General features: G+C 41.3%; 14 protein-coding genes. 8 read left to right on the top strand and 6 right to left on the bottom strand.

Annotated elements, in window-relative coordinates:
* Positions 1–149: 149 nt before the first annotated feature.
* Positions 150–1,715, bottom strand: a complete 1,566-nt coding sequence (locus LEP1GSC058_RS14490; RefSeq protein ID WP_016550716.1) for a methyl-accepting chemotaxis protein — start codon at positions 1,713–1,715, stop codon at positions 150–152.
* Positions 1,716–1,890: 175 nt separating this feature from the next.
* Between LEP1GSC058_RS14490 and LEP1GSC058_RS14485 the strand changes: the two genes are divergently transcribed.
* Positions 1,891–2,346: an OsmC family protein gene (locus tag LEP1GSC058_RS14485; RefSeq protein ID WP_016550452.1), complete on the top strand. Its 456-nt coding sequence runs from the start codon at positions 1,891–1,893 to the stop codon at positions 2,344–2,346.
* A gap of 2 nt (positions 2,347–2,348) precedes the next feature.
* On the opposite strand, the gene LEP1GSC058_RS14480 is transcribed toward LEP1GSC058_RS14485, so the two are convergent.
* Both LEP1GSC058_RS14480 and LEP1GSC058_RS14475 read right to left on the bottom strand, forming a co-directional pair.
* Positions 2,349–5,537: a SpoIIE family protein phosphatase gene (locus LEP1GSC058_RS14480; RefSeq protein WP_016549727.1), complete on the bottom strand. Its 3,189-nt coding sequence runs from the start codon at positions 5,535–5,537 to the stop codon at positions 2,349–2,351.
* 219 nt (positions 5,538–5,756) lie between these two features.
* Positions 5,757–7,214: an NAD-dependent succinate-semialdehyde dehydrogenase gene (locus LEP1GSC058_RS14475; RefSeq protein ID WP_016550754.1), complete on the bottom strand. Its 1,458-nt coding sequence runs from the start codon at positions 7,212–7,214 to the stop codon at positions 5,757–5,759.
* Positions 7,215–7,383: 169 nt separating this feature from the next.
* On the opposite strand from LEP1GSC058_RS14475, the gene LEP1GSC058_RS14470 reads away from it, so the two are divergent.
* From LEP1GSC058_RS14470 to LEP1GSC058_RS14460, 3 genes are all read left to right on the top strand, one after another.
* Positions 7,384–8,688: a hypothetical protein gene (locus tag LEP1GSC058_RS14470; protein WP_016550677.1), complete on the top strand. Its 1,305-nt coding sequence runs from the start codon at positions 7,384–7,386 to the stop codon at positions 8,686–8,688.
* Positions 8,689–9,328: 640 nt separating this feature from the next.
* Positions 9,329–10,777, top strand: a complete 1,449-nt coding sequence (locus LEP1GSC058_RS14465; protein ID WP_016550993.1) for a flavin-containing monooxygenase — start codon at positions 9,329–9,331, stop codon at positions 10,775–10,777.
* Positions 10,758–11,795, top strand: a complete 1,038-nt coding sequence (locus tag LEP1GSC058_RS14460) for an alpha/beta hydrolase (protein ID WP_016549826.1) — start codon at positions 10,758–10,760, stop codon at positions 11,793–11,795. Before LEP1GSC058_RS14465 ends, LEP1GSC058_RS14460 begins: the two co-directional genes overlap by 20 nt.
* A gap of 84 nt (positions 11,796–11,879) precedes the next feature.
* Here the strand turns inward: LEP1GSC058_RS14460 and LEP1GSC058_RS14455 are convergent, their stop codons facing one another.
* Positions 11,880–12,257, bottom strand: a complete 378-nt coding sequence (locus tag LEP1GSC058_RS14455; protein WP_016550742.1) for a hypothetical protein — start codon at positions 12,255–12,257, stop codon at positions 11,880–11,882.
* Positions 12,258–12,419: 162 nt separating this feature from the next.
* Here LEP1GSC058_RS14455 and LEP1GSC058_RS14450 point away from each other — a divergent pair, with 162 nt between their 5' ends.
* The 4 genes from LEP1GSC058_RS14450 to LEP1GSC058_RS14435 all read left to right on the top strand — a co-directional run bounded on the left by LEP1GSC058_RS14450 (position 12,420) and on the right by LEP1GSC058_RS14435 (position 14,924).
* Positions 12,420–12,917, top strand: coding sequence for a hypothetical protein (locus LEP1GSC058_RS14450; RefSeq protein WP_016549680.1), 498 nt, complete (start codon positions 12,420–12,422; stop codon positions 12,915–12,917).
* Positions 12,918–13,034: 117 nt separating this feature from the next.
* Complete coding sequence (locus tag LEP1GSC058_RS14445; RefSeq protein WP_016550412.1) at positions 13,035–13,604, top strand: DNA-3-methyladenine glycosylase I; 570 nt, start codon at positions 13,035–13,037, stop codon at positions 13,602–13,604.
* On the top strand, positions 13,580–14,251 hold the full coding sequence (locus tag LEP1GSC058_RS14440) for an SAP domain-containing protein (protein ID WP_232224700.1): 672 nt from the start codon (positions 13,580–13,582) through the stop codon (positions 14,249–14,251). Before LEP1GSC058_RS14445 ends, LEP1GSC058_RS14440 begins: the two co-directional genes overlap by 25 nt.
* 79 nt (positions 14,252–14,330) lie before the next feature.
* The gene (locus tag LEP1GSC058_RS14435; RefSeq protein ID WP_016550232.1) at positions 14,331–14,924 is read left to right on the top strand and encodes a hypothetical protein; all 594 of its coding nucleotides are present in this window, start codon (positions 14,331–14,333) and stop codon (positions 14,922–14,924) included.
* 20 nt (positions 14,925–14,944) lie between these two features.
* Here LEP1GSC058_RS14435 and LEP1GSC058_RS14430 read toward each other — a convergent pair whose 3' ends face one another.
* Together LEP1GSC058_RS14430 and LEP1GSC058_RS14425 are read right to left on the bottom strand one after the other, a co-directional pair.
* Positions 14,945–15,178, bottom strand: a complete 234-nt coding sequence (locus tag LEP1GSC058_RS14430) for a hypothetical protein (RefSeq protein ID WP_016550450.1) — start codon at positions 15,176–15,178, stop codon at positions 14,945–14,947.
* On the bottom strand, positions 15,175–15,708 hold the full coding sequence (locus LEP1GSC058_RS14425; protein WP_016549728.1) for an RNA polymerase sigma factor: 534 nt from the start codon (positions 15,706–15,708) through the stop codon (positions 15,175–15,177). Before LEP1GSC058_RS14425 ends, LEP1GSC058_RS14430 begins: the two co-directional genes overlap by 4 nt.
* Between the last annotated feature and the right edge of the window lie 272 nt (positions 15,709–15,980).

Raw genomic sequence — 15,980 nt, 5'->3', positions numbered from 1 at the left:
TAACTCGCTAAACGTAAAAATCAAGAGTTTTCCGGAAAGAAGCCTAAGTTCATCGCCGATTAAAATCAAGGAGCGCCCATTCGTAGTATCGATCTGTCTCAGAACAAACTATTCATTCGGAAAAAGAGAAAAAATTCCTCAAACGTAAATTAATTTTGAGAGGCTAACGTTTCCGCTTCTTTTTCCAAAGTTCGTATCGTTTCAGCAAGAAGTTCGCTCTTGGTCAGCAATGAATCCATCGAAGACTGAAGCGTTGAAACCGACTTCATAATCGCACCGGAGCCTGAGGCTTGCTCCTTCGAAGCAGTCTCAATTTCCGACGAAAGGTTTCTAAGCGCGCTTAAACTATCAAGGAAGCGGCTATTCACCGTTTTTTGCTCGCTCAGCAAATCGTTCAATTGCGCAAATCGTTCCAAAAAATTTCGAAATAGAGACTCTTGCTCTTCGACTTTGCTCGTTGCAGTGATAACCGATCTTTGCCCCTCTTGGACATGGCTTGTGCTTTCACTAATAATTTTCGAAATTCTATCGGCATTTTCGGAACTACTTTCGGCAAGCTTGGATACTTCCGTTGCAACTACGGCAAATCCTCTGCCGGCAACACCGGCTCTTGCAGCTTCAATGGATGCGTTCAAAGAAAGTAGATTTGTTCTATCGGCCACATCGGACATGATCTGATTCACTTCCCCCACCGATCGGAATGAACTTCCCAACGAATCTAGGGAAATACGCAAAGCTTCCACGAACTTACTTACGGTCTTTCCGGCCTCCAATACGATTTCCATATTCTTGTTTAAATCTATAGAATGACCCGAAATTCTATCGATCAAAGTATGAAGATTTCTACTTTCACCCAATAGCCCCTCTATCCGGTAAAATTGATCTTTAACCGTTCCTGCAGAATGTTCCGTCTGGGCCAGGAACTCCTCCATCGTAGAGCTAATTTCCTCAAACGAAGCGGCATGATTCGTAACGACTTCCGAAAGTTCCTCCGAGAAATCCCTAAGTTTTTTCGAATTCTCCCTTAAGGAAAGAGCAGATTGGGTCATTTTAAGTTTTCCTTCTTCTAGATCGACCTTGGATTCTTCGATAGCCGCCGCCTTTTCCTCTTCGGCGGTCTTTAATTTCGTAAAGATTGAAATTAAAGTTCTAACGATAAATACGACTACCAATAGGAAGGCGATTTTCGTGAATTGTTCGGAAACCGGAGCATAACCCGGTAAGTTTACGATTTTCGGATCTTCCGTAAAAACCACCCCGGTAAGTTTCGCATTAAAAATAACTATAACTTGGGATATCGCGGCCAATAAACCCGTCCAGATGACAAAGGAAGTGGAAAGTAATAACCCCGAGTATATTATGTAAATTACATATATTGTGAAGAGCACGATTTGTCTGATGACGACCGAAGCTTTTAACGGATCCTCCCAGGTTGCGCCTATCATGACTAATGTCAGTACTATCACGTCAAAAAGGATGAATAGTCTTCCTAGAAAAGGGGAAACTCCACCGAATCGGTTTTTATAAAAAGAATAGGCCGTATACAATATCATGACGGAAGTTCCGCCGATATACATCGAATTTTGAAAAACCGTGCTCAGCTTATATCCGATTGCGATCGAAGCAAAATAAAGAAAAATTAATCCAAAACGGATTCGGTTAATCGTGATCGGGCCAGTCGCGGCAATCTTATCAGCCCCAGTTTGAGTCGACATAACGTTATCTTCTTTTCTCTTCATAATTCTTTTACGATCTGATAATATGAATTTAGAATTGCATTTTTAGAAGAAATCGACACTTTTTATTCATCCATTAATGGAAAATCTGCCGCAATTTAAAGAAAGACAGTACTATTTCGGCGTCTTTTAGAAAAAACATTTGGAGTTAAGAATGTCAGAGCACCGCATCCGACTAACCTGGAAAAAAGGACAGGAGGAATTTAAATACGAAGTTTACGACCGTACTCATTCCATTCGCTTTGACGGAGGTCAAGAAATTCAGGGGTCTTCGACCCCGTCTACATATGGAAAAGCCGAGTTTACGAATCCTGAAGAAATGATAGCCGCAGCCCTTTCTAGCTGCCATATGCTTACGTTTCTTGCCGTTGCTGCAAAGCGCAAATACGTAGTTTTAGAATACGAGGATCTGGCAGTTTCTACATTGGATAAAAATTCGGAGGGAAAGCAGTCAGTCACAAAAATCGATATTCATCCGAAAACCAAATTTTCGCAAGAGAACCTTCCGACTGACGAGGAATTAAGACTACTTCATCAACTATCTCATAAAAGTTGTTTTATCGGAAATTCGATCAAAGCCGAGGTTCTAATTCATCCGATTCTTTTGTAGAATTAAGATTCTCTACTATCGAGGCTCTCGCCGGTCTTCGGTTTACGATCTATGTATTTTCTAAGTACGTCTCTAGTTTTTAAAATTGCTTCGTTATCGGGGTCCAACCGCAACGCGGAATGAGTCATAACCATTGCACGATCATAATTTTTCAAGGCGATATAAACTTGGGCCAAATTCATTAAGTTTTTAAGATGATCAGGTTCCCGTAACAGTAGTCGTTCTCCGAAATCCAATGCTTTCCTGAGCTGTCCGGCTTTTCTCGCAGCAAAGGATGCAACGTATAAGATTTCCTTATCTACCGGTTTTATATTAAGATAATCTTCCGCATAACGAGCCGCTTTCGAATAATTTTTCATTTTTAAAAACAAACGAATAAAATTCTTTTTTACTTCGGGTATCCTGCTATTTAAGGACTCGGCCTGCTCTAAAAACGCTATGGCTTCGTCGATTTCCTTATTTTGGGAAGTGTCTTTAGCTTTCTTTAGAAGCTCCCTAACTTTCTCTTTCTGTTCCTCTTCTATACGTCGCTGTTCCGGGTCAGCTTCCTTAAAAGATAATCGAATCAAGGATAAATCGTCCGTGAGATGCCCTTTTCGTAAAATTCCGTTATAAATTTCCTTTAGATCACCCTTCGCTTCTTCAACGAGTCTAAGGAAAAGGCGCTCATCGTCATTGATAATTCTTCCGCCCTCTGCATCGGTCCCGATCAAAATATCGTCTCGCCCGTCCGACCCGGCGATTATGACGTCCCCAGGTTCCAGTTGGAAGGTTTTTATAAAGATTCGTCCTTCCATTCCGGTCGTACCTAATTTACGAAACATTAATTCGTCTTCGATAAAACTAGCGATTCCGTCTCGATAAAGTACGGTCCAGGGATGTTCGGCATTAATGAAATAAAGGACTCCGTTTTCGTCGTCGATCAAACCGATCACCGATGAGACCAGCATCGATCCGTCGAAACTTTCAAAGACTTTATGCAATTCCGTGAAAGCGTTCTTTAACCATCTCTCCGGAGACTGCGCTCGCATAGATTCCACAATCCTAGTTCTCTCTATGATCGACTCGAAGACTGCGCCTAAAACCAGGGCGCCGCCTGCTCCTTGCATGGATTTTCCCATCGCGTCCGCATTCAGAAAAACCGTATACGACCGATCATGAAGTTCGATATGATTGGAGATATTTAAATCGCCTCCGATTTCATCCTTATAACGGCGGAAAGTGAATTTCTTTTTTTGTTCCATTAGAAAGTCGACTTTCACGTTTTCCTGAATCGCTTTATTCGAACCTAACGGTTTAATCAAAAGGGAAGTTAAGAAATAGTCGCCGTCTTGCTGTTGCTTTAACTCACGCACTTCACCTAAAGTCTGCTCGAGCTCTTTCGTTCGTTCCTTTACTTTTTCCTCTAGTTCATTCGCATACTGTTCAAGTCGCTTTCTGGCCGCCTGAATAGATCTAGCCATTCTATTAAAAGAACGGGCAATGAAGCCGATTTCATCCTCAACTCTCGGGGTAAGACGATAATCGAGATTTCCCGAATTCACCTCGGTCAAACCGACGACAACCTCGTCCATCGGAACGATTAGGGCGTATTGGAAAAAGAATCTGAACCCGATCGACACAATCAGGATTACTGCGATTAAAGACGCTACAAGAATCAGAGACGGCTCGTGCAAGAATGCTCTAAGCGTCTTATATTCGAATCCTACCTCGTAAATTTTTCCGTTTTTCGGATGAACGAAATAATATGCCACGTAGAATACGGGTTTTTGTTCGCCGACATTATGGAATTTTGTTCCGCGATAGATACGCTCTCCGGCGTCGCGAATTACCGCCAACGAAGATAGAGTTAGAGCGGAAATATCTGCTTCAGATTTTCCTTTTTCAATATCGTCATTCACTCTTGACTTTACTTTTCCAAGCATGTCCGTAAGGCCGATCTCTTCCGCTTGAAAAAGCTTACTAATTGCCGCTTGGTCATTTTTCTTCGGGAGATGGGAGAATTTACTTCGTATTACGGCAAGTTTCTTTCGTAATAAATGAAAGAAGGAAGTCATTTCCGCGTCCGAAACTTTCTCATCTTTTTTACTCGATAAGAATTGCCGAATCGCTTCCTGGTATCCATAGAATTCCTTCGGCGCATCTTTCAAAATTGATTTCGATTTTTCCCAACGTTGTCCGGCAGGAAGAGTTCCTAAATTCGTCAGGAGGTTGCCAAAATAAAAGAATCGTACTTCGAGTTTATCTTCCGCTACAAATCTAGAATCCTTTGCTCCCTGCTCCGTTTCGAACGAGTCATCGGAAGGGTCGTATGAAATTTCGTACGCGAAACCTTTAGGCTTCTCGTTATCCATTACGACAAGTTTAGTCTCTCTTGTTTTTATTTGATCGAAAGAGGATTCATAGCCGTTTAATATAGCGTATCCTACCAACTGAAAGACCAGTAGGAAAGTCGCCATCGTTATACCTACGATACGACTCAAAATCGTCGTTCTTTCCTTAGTCGTATTTACGTAAACGACCAGTATCAAAAACAGTCCCGTCACCAATCCTAAATCGGCGACTTGCTGATAAACGGCTCTAGAAATCGAACCGTCCCGACTAAGCGCGTTTGCAATACCCGGGAGTATAGTAATAACGCAGTAAGAAAGCATAATATAAATGACGGAGCGACGTTCCTTCCCCTTCTCGCCGATAGCTCTCCAAATTCCGGCAACTAAGAACGCTATATTATAAATTAAAACGAGAAGCGAAAAAAGCTTATAGAAGAGATGGGTTTCAAAGTCCCAGTAATGACTTCCCATTACGAAAGTTCGAACCGACTGAAGAGAAGCTATTATATAGAACCCCGTCGTCAGAATTACTCCCAAATAAAGCAGGGCATATACTGAAAGCCCGAGTTTCACCCTTTTTGGCTGCGGGAAATAGAAGAAGAAAATTAGGAGCTGCGTATAGCCGATCATCGGCGTCGGAATGACGATCCATCGATGAAAGATAGACCATTCTTCATAAGATACGAAGCCTATAACATATCCGAGATGAAAGACAAACGTAGCTAAGGAGGAAATACCTAAGTGAAACGCAGCCTTGCTTCGATCTTTAATTGTGAGAAAAAAGAGAGAGACATATAATGCAAATAAGGAAGCAAGCAAAGAACCGAAAAAATAAAAATTTAGATAAATCTGGTCCATAAAGAAGGCTAGCCTAGGAAGAATTTGATTAAAACAACGATCGTCAAGGAAAATAGTTTTTTATTCGGTGCCTTCGTCGGAGTCCTCCAAAAGAAGCCGTTAATTTTCGTAGCGAATGCTACGAAATAGAAACTGTGGCGAAAGATTACCAAATAATGGACGGATATTTGAGGGAAAAATTAACAAAATCGCTCTGACTCGGAAGTGGACCGAGACATCTTAGCTTTGCCCGCCCCAACAGATATATTTTATCTCCTGGTATTCTTCGATTCCGTATTTAGAACCTTCTCTTCCCAGGCCGGACTCTTTTATGCCGCCGAACGGCACTTGCTCAGTCGAAAGTAAACCCTCGTTTATCGAAACCATTCCAGCCTCTATCGACTCGCTGAGTCGCCAAATTCTGGCGGGATCCGTTGTGTACAAGTAGGACGCTAATCCGACTTTACTAGAATTAACGATTCTTAACACCTCTTCTTCCGTTTTAAAATGCAATATGGGTGCGAGAGGTCCGAAAGTTTCCTCCTGAAAACAAAGGGATGATTCGGAAACATTTGATATCACCGTAGGTTCATGAAAATTACCGCCCAGCTTGTGAGGGTTTCCGCCTAATAACAATTTGCCTCCGCGCGCCAAAGCGTCCTCAACATGCTTGCGCATTTTCATGAGCGCCGCCGAGTTAATAAGAGGGCCTTGTTTTACATCCTCCTCGAATCCGTTCCCTACCTTTAATTTGGTCGCTTCTTCCGCGAGAAGTTTCGAAAATTCCGAAGCGATGGACGCTTCTACTAAAATTCGATTTGTACAAACGCAGGTCTGACCCGTGTTCCGAAATTTCGAGAGAATAGCTCCTTTGACGGCCTCCTTCAAATTAGCATCAGCAAAAACGATGAAAGGAGCATTTCCGCCGAGCTCTAGCGAAACTCTCTTTATACTTCGTGCAGCCTTTTCTAACAGAATTTTTCCGACTCTTGTAGAGCCCGTAAAACTAATCTTGCGGACGATCGGGTTTTCCAAAAATTCGTCAGCAATAGGCTCGGGCTGACCCGTTACGACTTGAATTGCACCCGGAGGAAAACCTGCCTCTTGAGCAAGAGCAGCAAGCGCTAGTGTAGAAAAAGGAGTAAGCTCCGACGGCTTTGCGATGACGACACACCCCGCCGCAAGGGCCGGGCCCGCTTTTCTGGTAATCATTGCGCTTGGAAAATTCCAAGGCGTCAAAATCCCCGAGACACCGATCGGCTCTTTCCAAGCGAGAAGACGAAGTTCCTGACGATGCGTAGGGATTATATCTCCATAAGTTCTCTTGGCTTCTTCGCCAAACCATTCCAAGAATGAAGCCGCATAATCAATTTCTCCTCTCGATTCGGACAACGGCTTCCCTTGTTCCCAGGTCATGATTTTGGCCAGGTCTTCTTTATGAAGAATCATTAAATCGGCCCAGGCACGGAGGAGTTTTGCCCGCTCTTTGCCGGTGGTCTTTGACCATTTCTTTTGTTCAAGTTCCGCAAATTCTATAGCTCTCTTAACTTCCTCCCGCGGAAGATCCGGAACAGTCCCTATTTCGGTTTCCGTTGCGGGATCGAATACCGGAATCGTTTTTGGCCAAGAGTTCCAATGACCTGCATAAAAACAGGAAGTTCTAAATAACGAGGATGAGGCGAGATTTGGATGGTTCATAATAATGCGGAATAATTTTCTTAGTAACGGGCTTTGACTACAGTTTTAATAAAAAGTTATTTTTTTTATTAAATTATACGCAAAAAAAGGAGATACATTTTAATCATTAATAGTTAACTAACTTAATTATCTGAATTGAATTTACGAGCTATTCTCAAAGCCTTGTCATATGAGCACAAAACATCGGTACTTAACAACGGCTCTATTCCTATTTATTCCGTTATTAATCGACTTGGAGGCCGTAACGGTCCTGACAACTAGCGGTCGTACTTTCGAAAGAGTTACGATCGAAAAAGAGACTGAAACGGAAATCGAAATCATCGATAAAGACGGTGTAATTTATCGAATTCGAAAAGATAGAATCAAACAGATTTCTCCCGATTCGAAAGAAGGCCCTGCCGAGTTTACGACGGATGAAAGTGTTCCGACTGGAGCGGTAAAGAAGCCATCGCCTGCCGAAGCTCTCCCGGAACACTCCTTTCTATTTTCACAATCAGTTTCTAACGACGGAGCGTTTCAAGGGTCGGATCTATTCGGCGAAAGGCAAGCAAGAAGAAACGGCACCAAATATAAGGAATTCTATCAGGCTTACTTTCTAACAACTAGCATCGATTTATTAGGCCTACCTAAACAGTTCAAACTAGGTATGACCATGATGAATCCGTTAGTCGATCGATCCAATACCGACGCTGATAACTTTGTACAATCTACGCCAGGCGGGCCGGATCAAAGCTATTTGATAAATCAATCGCTCGCCACAGGAACTTTGCAATACGATCCGAATCAGGTGAAAACGCGAAAAGAAAAGAACGGCCTATTCGACTACCTTTTCACTAGAGCAATGTACGAACATGAAACGAAATTGGGCGCGTTTTCGGCCGGATTTTTATTCATAAACGCTAATGATCCGATCTATGTGATGAGAGGATATTGGGTTATAGGATGGCGCCCTCCGTTTCTGGAATGGCTCAATCCTCAATTTTCTGCCAATAATAAGATGTTAAACGATTATGGCGGAATTTTTCAGGGAACACATAACTATCGTCTCTCTCTCAGCCATGAATTCTTCAAAGGAGAAACTTTCCGAGTAACTCCAAGCTTAGTCGTAGGGTACGCGGATGTGAACGATAATATAGATCGTAAGAAAGGAATCAGCGATATTAGCCCTAGATTACAGTTCGATTATGGAAAGTTCTTCTTTGCAGCAAACGCTATGTATAGAGCCACACCTGCCTTGGTCGACAATTCGAGTTATACTCCTAGCAATGGAGTTTATCCCGATACGAATCAGAATGACGGCAAAACGATAGACCCATCCAAGGTTTACGGGTATAAAAACGAATTTGTCGTTAATTACCTCTCCTCAATCTCTCCTAACGAATTCGTAAGAAGAGGTTTGATCGAACATTATCAGCAACAACACATAGTGCATTTTATATTCTTTTATAATATAGGTTACACTATTAGGATCTGAAATTACAAGGACCGAACCTTTACTTCGGTCCTTGGAGCAGGAGCAGTCGAAAGGTTTCTTCTCTGCCTGTCTCTTTCGCGTTCTCGTTCGGAATATAATCGATTCGCGCTATTTAGGATTTTGAACTGCTTTCAACATTTTAGAAATGAATTCGCAGAAAGGAAACATTCCTACTTTATCGCCAATATTTTCCAGGTTTGATAATTTAACACTCTACCATAGGAAGCAATACACCCTAGTTTAAACAGGCGCGCGTGCACCTGCGCGTCTGACTAAAATAAATCATTCAAAAATTTTTAACTTTCGACTCCGTTGATACCTAACCCGTAAATCCATAAATATTTCATAATAAACCAATTCGTTTTCGGTAAATCTTAACTTGTTCATCGCCTTTTATATTATACTACCGATTACAGTAGTCTTTTGACTTAAGTGCAATGTGGCATTTGTACAGAAACGGCGAGCTGTAACGAAATAATCAAATTTAAAATGAACATTTGTTCTCTCTGTTCCTCTCATCCCATATAGACTAAACAAATTGAATTATTAACTCGGTTCATTTTCCTACTTGACTGAGGATGAAATGGAGCTTCACTTAAATCGCATTTAACAACGATCATTCTGTAAAAAGGAGAGCATCATGGCTGATTTACCTAAGGTTTGTGTAATTGGCGCCGGTTCTAGCGGAATTACCGTATGTAAATCTTTACAAGATAAAGGAATTCCTTATCACTGCTACGAGAAAGGAAGCGATATTGGCGGTAATTGGCGTTTCAATAACGATAATGGGATTAGCAACATATATAAATCGTTACATATTAATACGCATCGCGATCGCATGGAATATCGCGACTATCCGATGCCGCCGTGGTATCCGGACTATCCGAACCATGAGCCGATACAAAAATATTTCTTGGACTATGTAAATCATTTCGGTCTCAGAAAAAACATGTCGTTCAAAAACGGCGTTATAAAAGTCGAACCGCAAGAAGACGGAACCTACTTAGTCACGACCGAAAAAGGGCCAAAAAATTATTATGACGCGATAATCGTAGCGAACGGACATCATTGGTCGCCGCGCTGGCCTGAACCTAACTTTCCCGGAAAGTTTAACGGGAAGATCATACATTCCCATGATTATGTAGATCCTGAGCATCCGATTCAATTAGTCGGCAAGAGAGTCGTCATTCTAGGGATGGGAAATAGCGCTATGGATATTTCCGTCGAATTGAGTCGTCCAGGAGTGAGTGAGAAAGTTTTTCTATGTTCTAGAAGAGGAGCTTGGGTCATTCCGAATTATCTATTTGGAAAGCCTCTGGATAAATCTACGCAGCTAATACCTCCCGGAACTCCCTTCTGGCTTAAAAGGGCTGTGTTGGGCTTTATCCTAAAGCTAGGCGTAGGTAAAATGGAAGATTTTGGACTCCCTAAACCCGATCACAAACCGGGAGAAGCGCATCCGACTATTTCGCAAGATATTCTGGTTAGACTAGGCAGAGGGGATATCACGTATAAACCCTTAATCCAGGAGTTTAAGGGAAATAGAATCAGATTTGCGGATAACTCGGAAGAAGAGGTAGATGCAGTCATTTATTGCACCGGTTACAACGTAAAATTTCCTTTCTTCGAGCGGAATTTCATAGATGTTCAAGATAATCATTTACCTCTTTTTCATCGAACTTTCAAACCGTCGTTGAATAATCTATTCTTTATCGGCTTGTACCAACCTCTCGGTGCAATTATGCCGTTAGCTGAATTCCAAGGAAAATGGATCGCAGAATACCTGACAGGAAACTATCAACTTCCGACGGTTCCGGAAATGCAAAATCAAATTAAAAAATACGAAGATGGAATGAGAAAACGGTATGTAGCTTCCGCGAGACATACGATGCAGGTTGATTTTGAAGATTTTCTATATTATATGCAAAAAGAATTGAAATCTGGTAAAGTCCGTGCGTCAAAAGCTGGAAATCGACTTCCGATAGAAGCAAAAGCCCAATATAAGAGTTTGTCAAAATTGGACAGCCGTAACGGAATTAGTCGAAAAGTCTCGGGAAGAAGTAAAAAAGGTGCTTTTGCAAAAGTTTGAAATGATCGCGGCGAAGACCTTGATGGCGTTGCCGACGGAAATGCTTCGAGCATTCGGAGATGACATTAAGAGAGAGCGGGTATTAGATCCGAAAATCAGAGCTGCGTTATTACTAGCCAAAATCAAACCAAAGATAGAAACTCTCTCACCCGTTCATGCAAGAAGGGTATTTGAATATATTATAAACCTCTTCGATCTTCCTAAGGCCGATATCGCTCGCGTCGAAGATTTTACGATCGCAGGCATTTTCGGGAGGATACCGGTCCGTTTATATTCTCCTAGTGGTCGTGCCGAACTTCTACCCTGCGTTATTTATTATCATGGCGGCGGTTTTGTTATAGGAAGTTTAGAGTCCCATGATCGCGTATTACGATATCTCAGTCGATTGACCGGCTGTGCTATTCTTGCCGTCGATTACAGACTCGCACCGGAACACGTATTTCCAGCCTCATGGGAAGACGCATATTCAGCATATAAATGGGTTCGCAGCGGCGGAAAAGCCGTCGGCTTGGACCCGAAGAAAGTTGCAGTCGGTGGAGATTCTGCCGGTGGAAATTTAGCTATCTCGATCTCAACAAGGGCAAAGAAAGATAGGATAGCCGCTCCCACCTTTCAAATTTTATTTTATCCCTGGATAGATCTCGCGCAGGAGAGAAAAAGCGTGGAAGAATTCGGAAGCGGTTACGTCTTAACTCGGGATCTTCTTAGATATTTCAAAAAACATGCCTTTGCAAATACAAGCGATTGTTTAAACTCTCTAGCAACTCCTCTCAAACTATCCTCCTTCTCAGGAACTCCTCCCACATACATTCAAGTTGCCGGGTTTGATCCGCTCCAAGATGAGAATCTAGCATATGTCGACGTACTAAGAAAAGCGAATGTTTCGGTCGAGGCAAAAGTTTACGGCGAACTCATTCATGGCTTCATTAACCTGGCAGGGAAAATTCCCGCAGCAAGAGAACCTTTAATGGATGCCGCTGTTTGGATTCGAAAAGGTTTTAAATTGAAGAGAGAATGATTCTCCTAAAAAAGCGCTCGGTTCCTTTAAGATATCATTCTCGACTTTCAAGTTCGATAAAAATTATACGTTTAATATTTCGATCTAAAATGTTTTATAAATTTGATTGGGTTCGACGGATTCGACGAACCCCGATTTTTTTCCGGCAGATTGCAATAACTCTATTCCGGGATCCGATTCGTATACGATATGAAACGTATCCTCACTGATTTTTTCGATACTTATAATTTTAAAACCGGGTAAAAGTCCTTTTATTCTTTCCGAAGCCGTCCCTTTCCTCAGCCTCAGAATGTATTCATTACGAACGGAGCTTTTAGTTTTTTTGGATAGGACTCCTTCTCTATCTCGAACCCTTTTCGTATTCTTGTCCAATTCGCTGGCATCCGGACATCCGAGTAAAAGTATTAATAGGAGAACGATCGGAACAGTTTGCCAACGCAAATATCTGGAAATTCTCATCATACGATTATTCAATTCAAAATGAACTTGCCCGTCTATTTCAAATTAAGATTTTAAATTTAGCAACATATCTCTTCCTTATCGATTCTAATTTCCGATATTGAAGTAGTATTTTGTGCGGAAAATTGGTTTGAAATTTTCGAAGTTCGTTTGAGAAATTTCAACATGCGTTCTCGATTCATTATCCATTTCGTATTTCTAGCGTTTCTTCCCGTCCATTTTGCAACGGCATTGATTCCGACAAAGCCGCAAAAGGAGGAAAAAGAAAGAACGGAAAGAAATCGAACGACCAAATCCCATGACAAGGTCTCTTGCTGCGAATTAGACGATAGTTCCCAAGGAGATCTCCGATTAGTCCGGATCTGCCTTACCCGAAACCGAACGCGCTTTATCTTTAAATTTAATTCCCCATCCAGCGGTTCCTGCGCAATATTAAGTAACGTAACCTTTCGAGATGCGTCAGGCAAGGTTTACGAATCTATTTCTACCGACGGAATCCCGGATTGTAATTCGCAAAAACGATGGATCGTCGAAGAATTTATTTGGAACTTCGAAAGAATGAATCCAAAGTCTAAATCGTTCGATTTATTCGAGAAGGAAGTTGCCGGTCTTTCCGCATGGAATTGGAAAGAAATTAGTCTTGAGAAATGTAATCTCGAATAGAAGATAATTTTCTTAACCGCGGGATTAAACGAAAAGAAACGAATGCAAAGAAAATATCGAAAGTATTCCTTCTCCGACCGAACATTATGCAATTAATCTGCGGAGTTAAATTTTAAAATGGATAAACCAAAAAGCTACTGCTCTTACATCCGTTCATTAGGCCCAAACGAGGCAAACGAACACAAAGCCTATCATAACACTGAATACGGTTTTCCGTTGAAAAGCGACGACGAACTTTTTGGTCGACTAATCCTCGAAATAAATCAAGCCGGTTTATCATGGACTACGATTTTAAAAAAGAAGGAAAATTTCTACGAAGCATATCATAAATTTTCAGTCGAGAAGGTATCGAGATACAAGCAAAAAGACATCGATCGATTGCTTTCGAATTCGGGAATTATTCGCAATAAACTTAAAATAGAGGCCGCAATACATAATGCAAACGTAATTCGATCCATTCAAAAAGAATTCGGTAGTTTCTCCTCGTGGTTAGACTCCCACCATCTAAAATCGCGAGATGAATGGACTAAACTATTTAAGAAAACATTCAAATTCACTGGAGGAGAGATTGTAAATGAATTCCTTATGAGCACCGGTTATCTTCCGGGCGCCCATGACAAAGATTGTCCGACTGCGAAAAAAATTCATAAGCTTAAGCCCGCATGGGCAAGAATCAAATTATCATGAATCGACCGCCTTTCGCGAAGATAAAATCAGTAAAAGAATTCGAAGCACATTACTGGTATCGGGAAGAGCTTCGTCGTACATGCGCCGACTTAGACATTCCGCTCTACGGAACTAAAGTAGATCTGGAAGAGAGACTTAAAACGTATATTAGATCCGGCGATGTCGAGCAAATTCGAAAGCAACTGAAACCCAAAATTTCGGCTTCAAAACGAAGACAGAAAAGCCCGCCTAAAAAAATTACCCTCAATTCTAAAATACTTTCGGATGGAATAAGATTCGATGCCGTCTTTCGTGAATTCTGTCGAGCGTATTACGGCGGTAAAAAATTCTCCTTCACGAAAACGATGGCCGAAGCCGTACGTGATGCGGAAAAAAGCGGGAATCTAAATTTGACTGTTGCCGACTTACTGAGAATTTATGAAAATCCGCCTTCAGCCCCTCGTCCGGAGGACACAGTTCTAAGATGGAATCGATTCGTGAAAGACTTCCATGCAGATCGCAAAACCCATGTATTTAAGAAAAAACTGAACATTGCCGCTTTTCTTTGGGGAAAAGTAAGAGATCGCTCGGGAAGCAAACGATACAATTCGGATCTTTTATCGGAATTTTCTACGGAAATTGCACGGATAGAAGGATCTAAAAAGTAATAGGGCGTTGGCTCCTTTTTCGCTCGCCGAACCGAGCGATTCGCTATATAATTAAAAGCTAGAATCGAATCACGGATTTATGCGCGCTATAATTGGGATTTTGATATTATTACTATTTCTTTCGGGACTTCCTTTACACCTCAAAGGTGACGGAGAGAAAGAAGCCTGTTTAAATTGGGAAAAAACATTTCCTAATGTTAATTCAAAGCTTTCCCTGGAGGTAAGCAGTTTCCATCTGCTCCTCTCACCTCCCTCAACTGCCGCGATGCAGAGCCGAAGACTAGGAGAGGTTGTCGCTAAAACTTTAGGTTCATATAAGATTGTGAATCGGGAAATTCTAATCGATTTTGACTTTCAGGCCGAAGATCCGGATGAATGTTCTACGAATTGTAAAGATCAAAGCTATCGAGCAAACTTCGACTCAAGTGACGAAGACCCTTATAATTCCTGCCTCATCTCGTGCCGAAAGAACACCGAGTTCCGTTACGGAAAAGATAAGTTCAGAGTACCGCTTACGTTTCGAATTTTTAAGGATGAATCTTCTACCATTCGAATTGACGGTCTAAGCTATCGCGATCCTAATCCGATTGCGGGAAAAATGGCATATATATTTCCGCACTATTTTGCCGGAGATCCTGTAGGATGCGCCCCTAACGGAATTTCTTGGGACTGAACCGTTATATAATGAAAAGGTTAAGAACGTTTTTCAGGAGGAGAAATTTTCGAAAATTCCGCACTTAAATCAATATCATGTAAACCTAATTGAGATTTTAATTGTGCGATTTTTCTATACTCTTCTCCTTTCTCCGGCTGAGTAAGGATTATTTGTAATAGTTCTTTTTTACCTTTTGCATCCAAATTACCGGTAAGATAGGAGGCGAGTAAATCCTCGAAGCTATCTTTTTTTCCGGTAATTTTTCGTGTCATATTGGTTCGATCCCATTTTCCTCGAGAAAGGTCCTCAAAATTCTGAATGCACTTAACAATCTTCGACTGACAGTTCTTTCAGAAATTTTTAATGCTTCCGCGGTCTCTCGTAGTGTCTTTTTTTCTAATTCTTTTAATAATATTATACTCTTTTCCGGTTCGGGAAGACGGGAAATTCCTTCTTTCAAAAAGGAATTCAAATTTTTTTTCTCAATTTCCGATGGATCTTTATCATTTCCGGCAGAAAGCTCCGGAAAATTATCAATATTGATAGAGATATTATTCGACTCTTTCTTTGAACGATTGAAGAGTTTAAAATAGAGATTTTTGCCGATGGTGCATGACCAAGAGGAAAAACTACCTCTTGAAGGATCGAACCTATCCATGACCTCGTAAGCTTTGAGAAAAGTTTCTTGGGTTAGGTCTTCCGCAATTTCCGGATTACCGGAAAGCTTCAGAAGAAAATGATAAACGGTATTCCTAGAAGATTCATAATATTTCGAAAATTCCTGTTGAGAAAGTCCTTCCATTTTTCTCTAATAAATACGGCAAAATCCAAGATTTTGGCTAACTTTTACAAGAATCATAGTGGGCGGAAGCATAAATTGACTCGATCTTTCTCTACTCTTAAATGCATGAGAAGAAAATTTGGACTCAGAGAATCCGGACTCTATCATATCTATTTTTTATATCCCTTTTGGGCTAAGTCGAATGATTTCGGCATGAATAAACGCCACTTTTAATCAATAAAGAGAGGAATTTTAAATGTTACGCAAATTACCTGAGAGAAATCTGTTATTAA

The sequence above is a fragment of the Leptospira fainei serovar Hurstbridge str. BUT 6 genome, assembly GCF_000306235.2.
GTDB classification, from domain to species: Bacteria; Spirochaetota; Leptospiria; order Leptospirales; family Leptospiraceae; genus Leptospira_B; species Leptospira_B fainei.
Note: the sequence above shows the minus strand (reverse complement) of the source record. Positions and strands in the feature narration are given on the sequence as shown.

What these genes read in the sequence shown, in the direction of transcription:
- LEP1GSC058_RS14435 (WP_016550232.1), top strand. Translation starts at nt 14,331, where the DNA reads ATGCGCGCTATAATTGGGATTTTGATATTATTACTATTTCTTTCGGGA.
- LEP1GSC058_RS14490 (WP_016550716.1), bottom strand. Translation starts at nt 1,715, where the DNA reads ATGTCGACTCAAACTGGGGCTGATAAGATTGCCGCGACTGGCCCGATC.
- LEP1GSC058_RS14465 (WP_016550993.1), top strand. Translation starts at nt 9,329, where the DNA reads ATGGCTGATTTACCTAAGGTTTGTGTAATTGGCGCCGGTTCTAGCGGA.
- LEP1GSC058_RS14430 (WP_016550450.1), bottom strand. Translation starts at nt 15,178, where the DNA reads ATGACACGAAAAATTACCGGAAAAAAAGATAGCTTCGAGGATTTACTC.
- LEP1GSC058_RS14475 (WP_016550754.1), bottom strand. Translation starts at nt 7,214, where the DNA reads ATGAACCATCCAAATCTCGCCTCATCCTCGTTATTTAGAACTTCCTGT.
- LEP1GSC058_RS14470 (WP_016550677.1), top strand. Translation starts at nt 7,384, where the DNA reads ATGAGCACAAAACATCGGTACTTAACAACGGCTCTATTCCTATTTATT.
- LEP1GSC058_RS14440 (WP_232224700.1), top strand. Translation starts at nt 13,580, where the DNA reads ATGGGCAAGAATCAAATTATCATGAATCGACCGCCTTTCGCGAAGATA.
- LEP1GSC058_RS14480 (WP_016549727.1), bottom strand. Translation starts at nt 5,537, where the DNA reads ATGGACCAGATTTATCTAAATTTTTATTTTTTCGGTTCTTTGCTTGCT.
- LEP1GSC058_RS14485 (WP_016550452.1), top strand. Translation starts at nt 1,891, where the DNA reads ATGTCAGAGCACCGCATCCGACTAACCTGGAAAAAAGGACAGGAGGAA.
- LEP1GSC058_RS14425 (WP_016549728.1), bottom strand. Translation starts at nt 15,708, where the DNA reads ATGGAAGGACTTTCTCAACAGGAATTTTCGAAATATTATGAATCTTCT.
- LEP1GSC058_RS14450 (WP_016549680.1), top strand. Translation starts at nt 12,420, where the DNA reads ATGCGTTCTCGATTCATTATCCATTTCGTATTTCTAGCGTTTCTTCCC.
- LEP1GSC058_RS14445 (WP_016550412.1), top strand. Translation starts at nt 13,035, where the DNA reads ATGGATAAACCAAAAAGCTACTGCTCTTACATCCGTTCATTAGGCCCA.
- LEP1GSC058_RS14455 (WP_016550742.1), bottom strand. Translation starts at nt 12,257, where the DNA reads ATGATGAGAATTTCCAGATATTTGCGTTGGCAAACTGTTCCGATCGTT.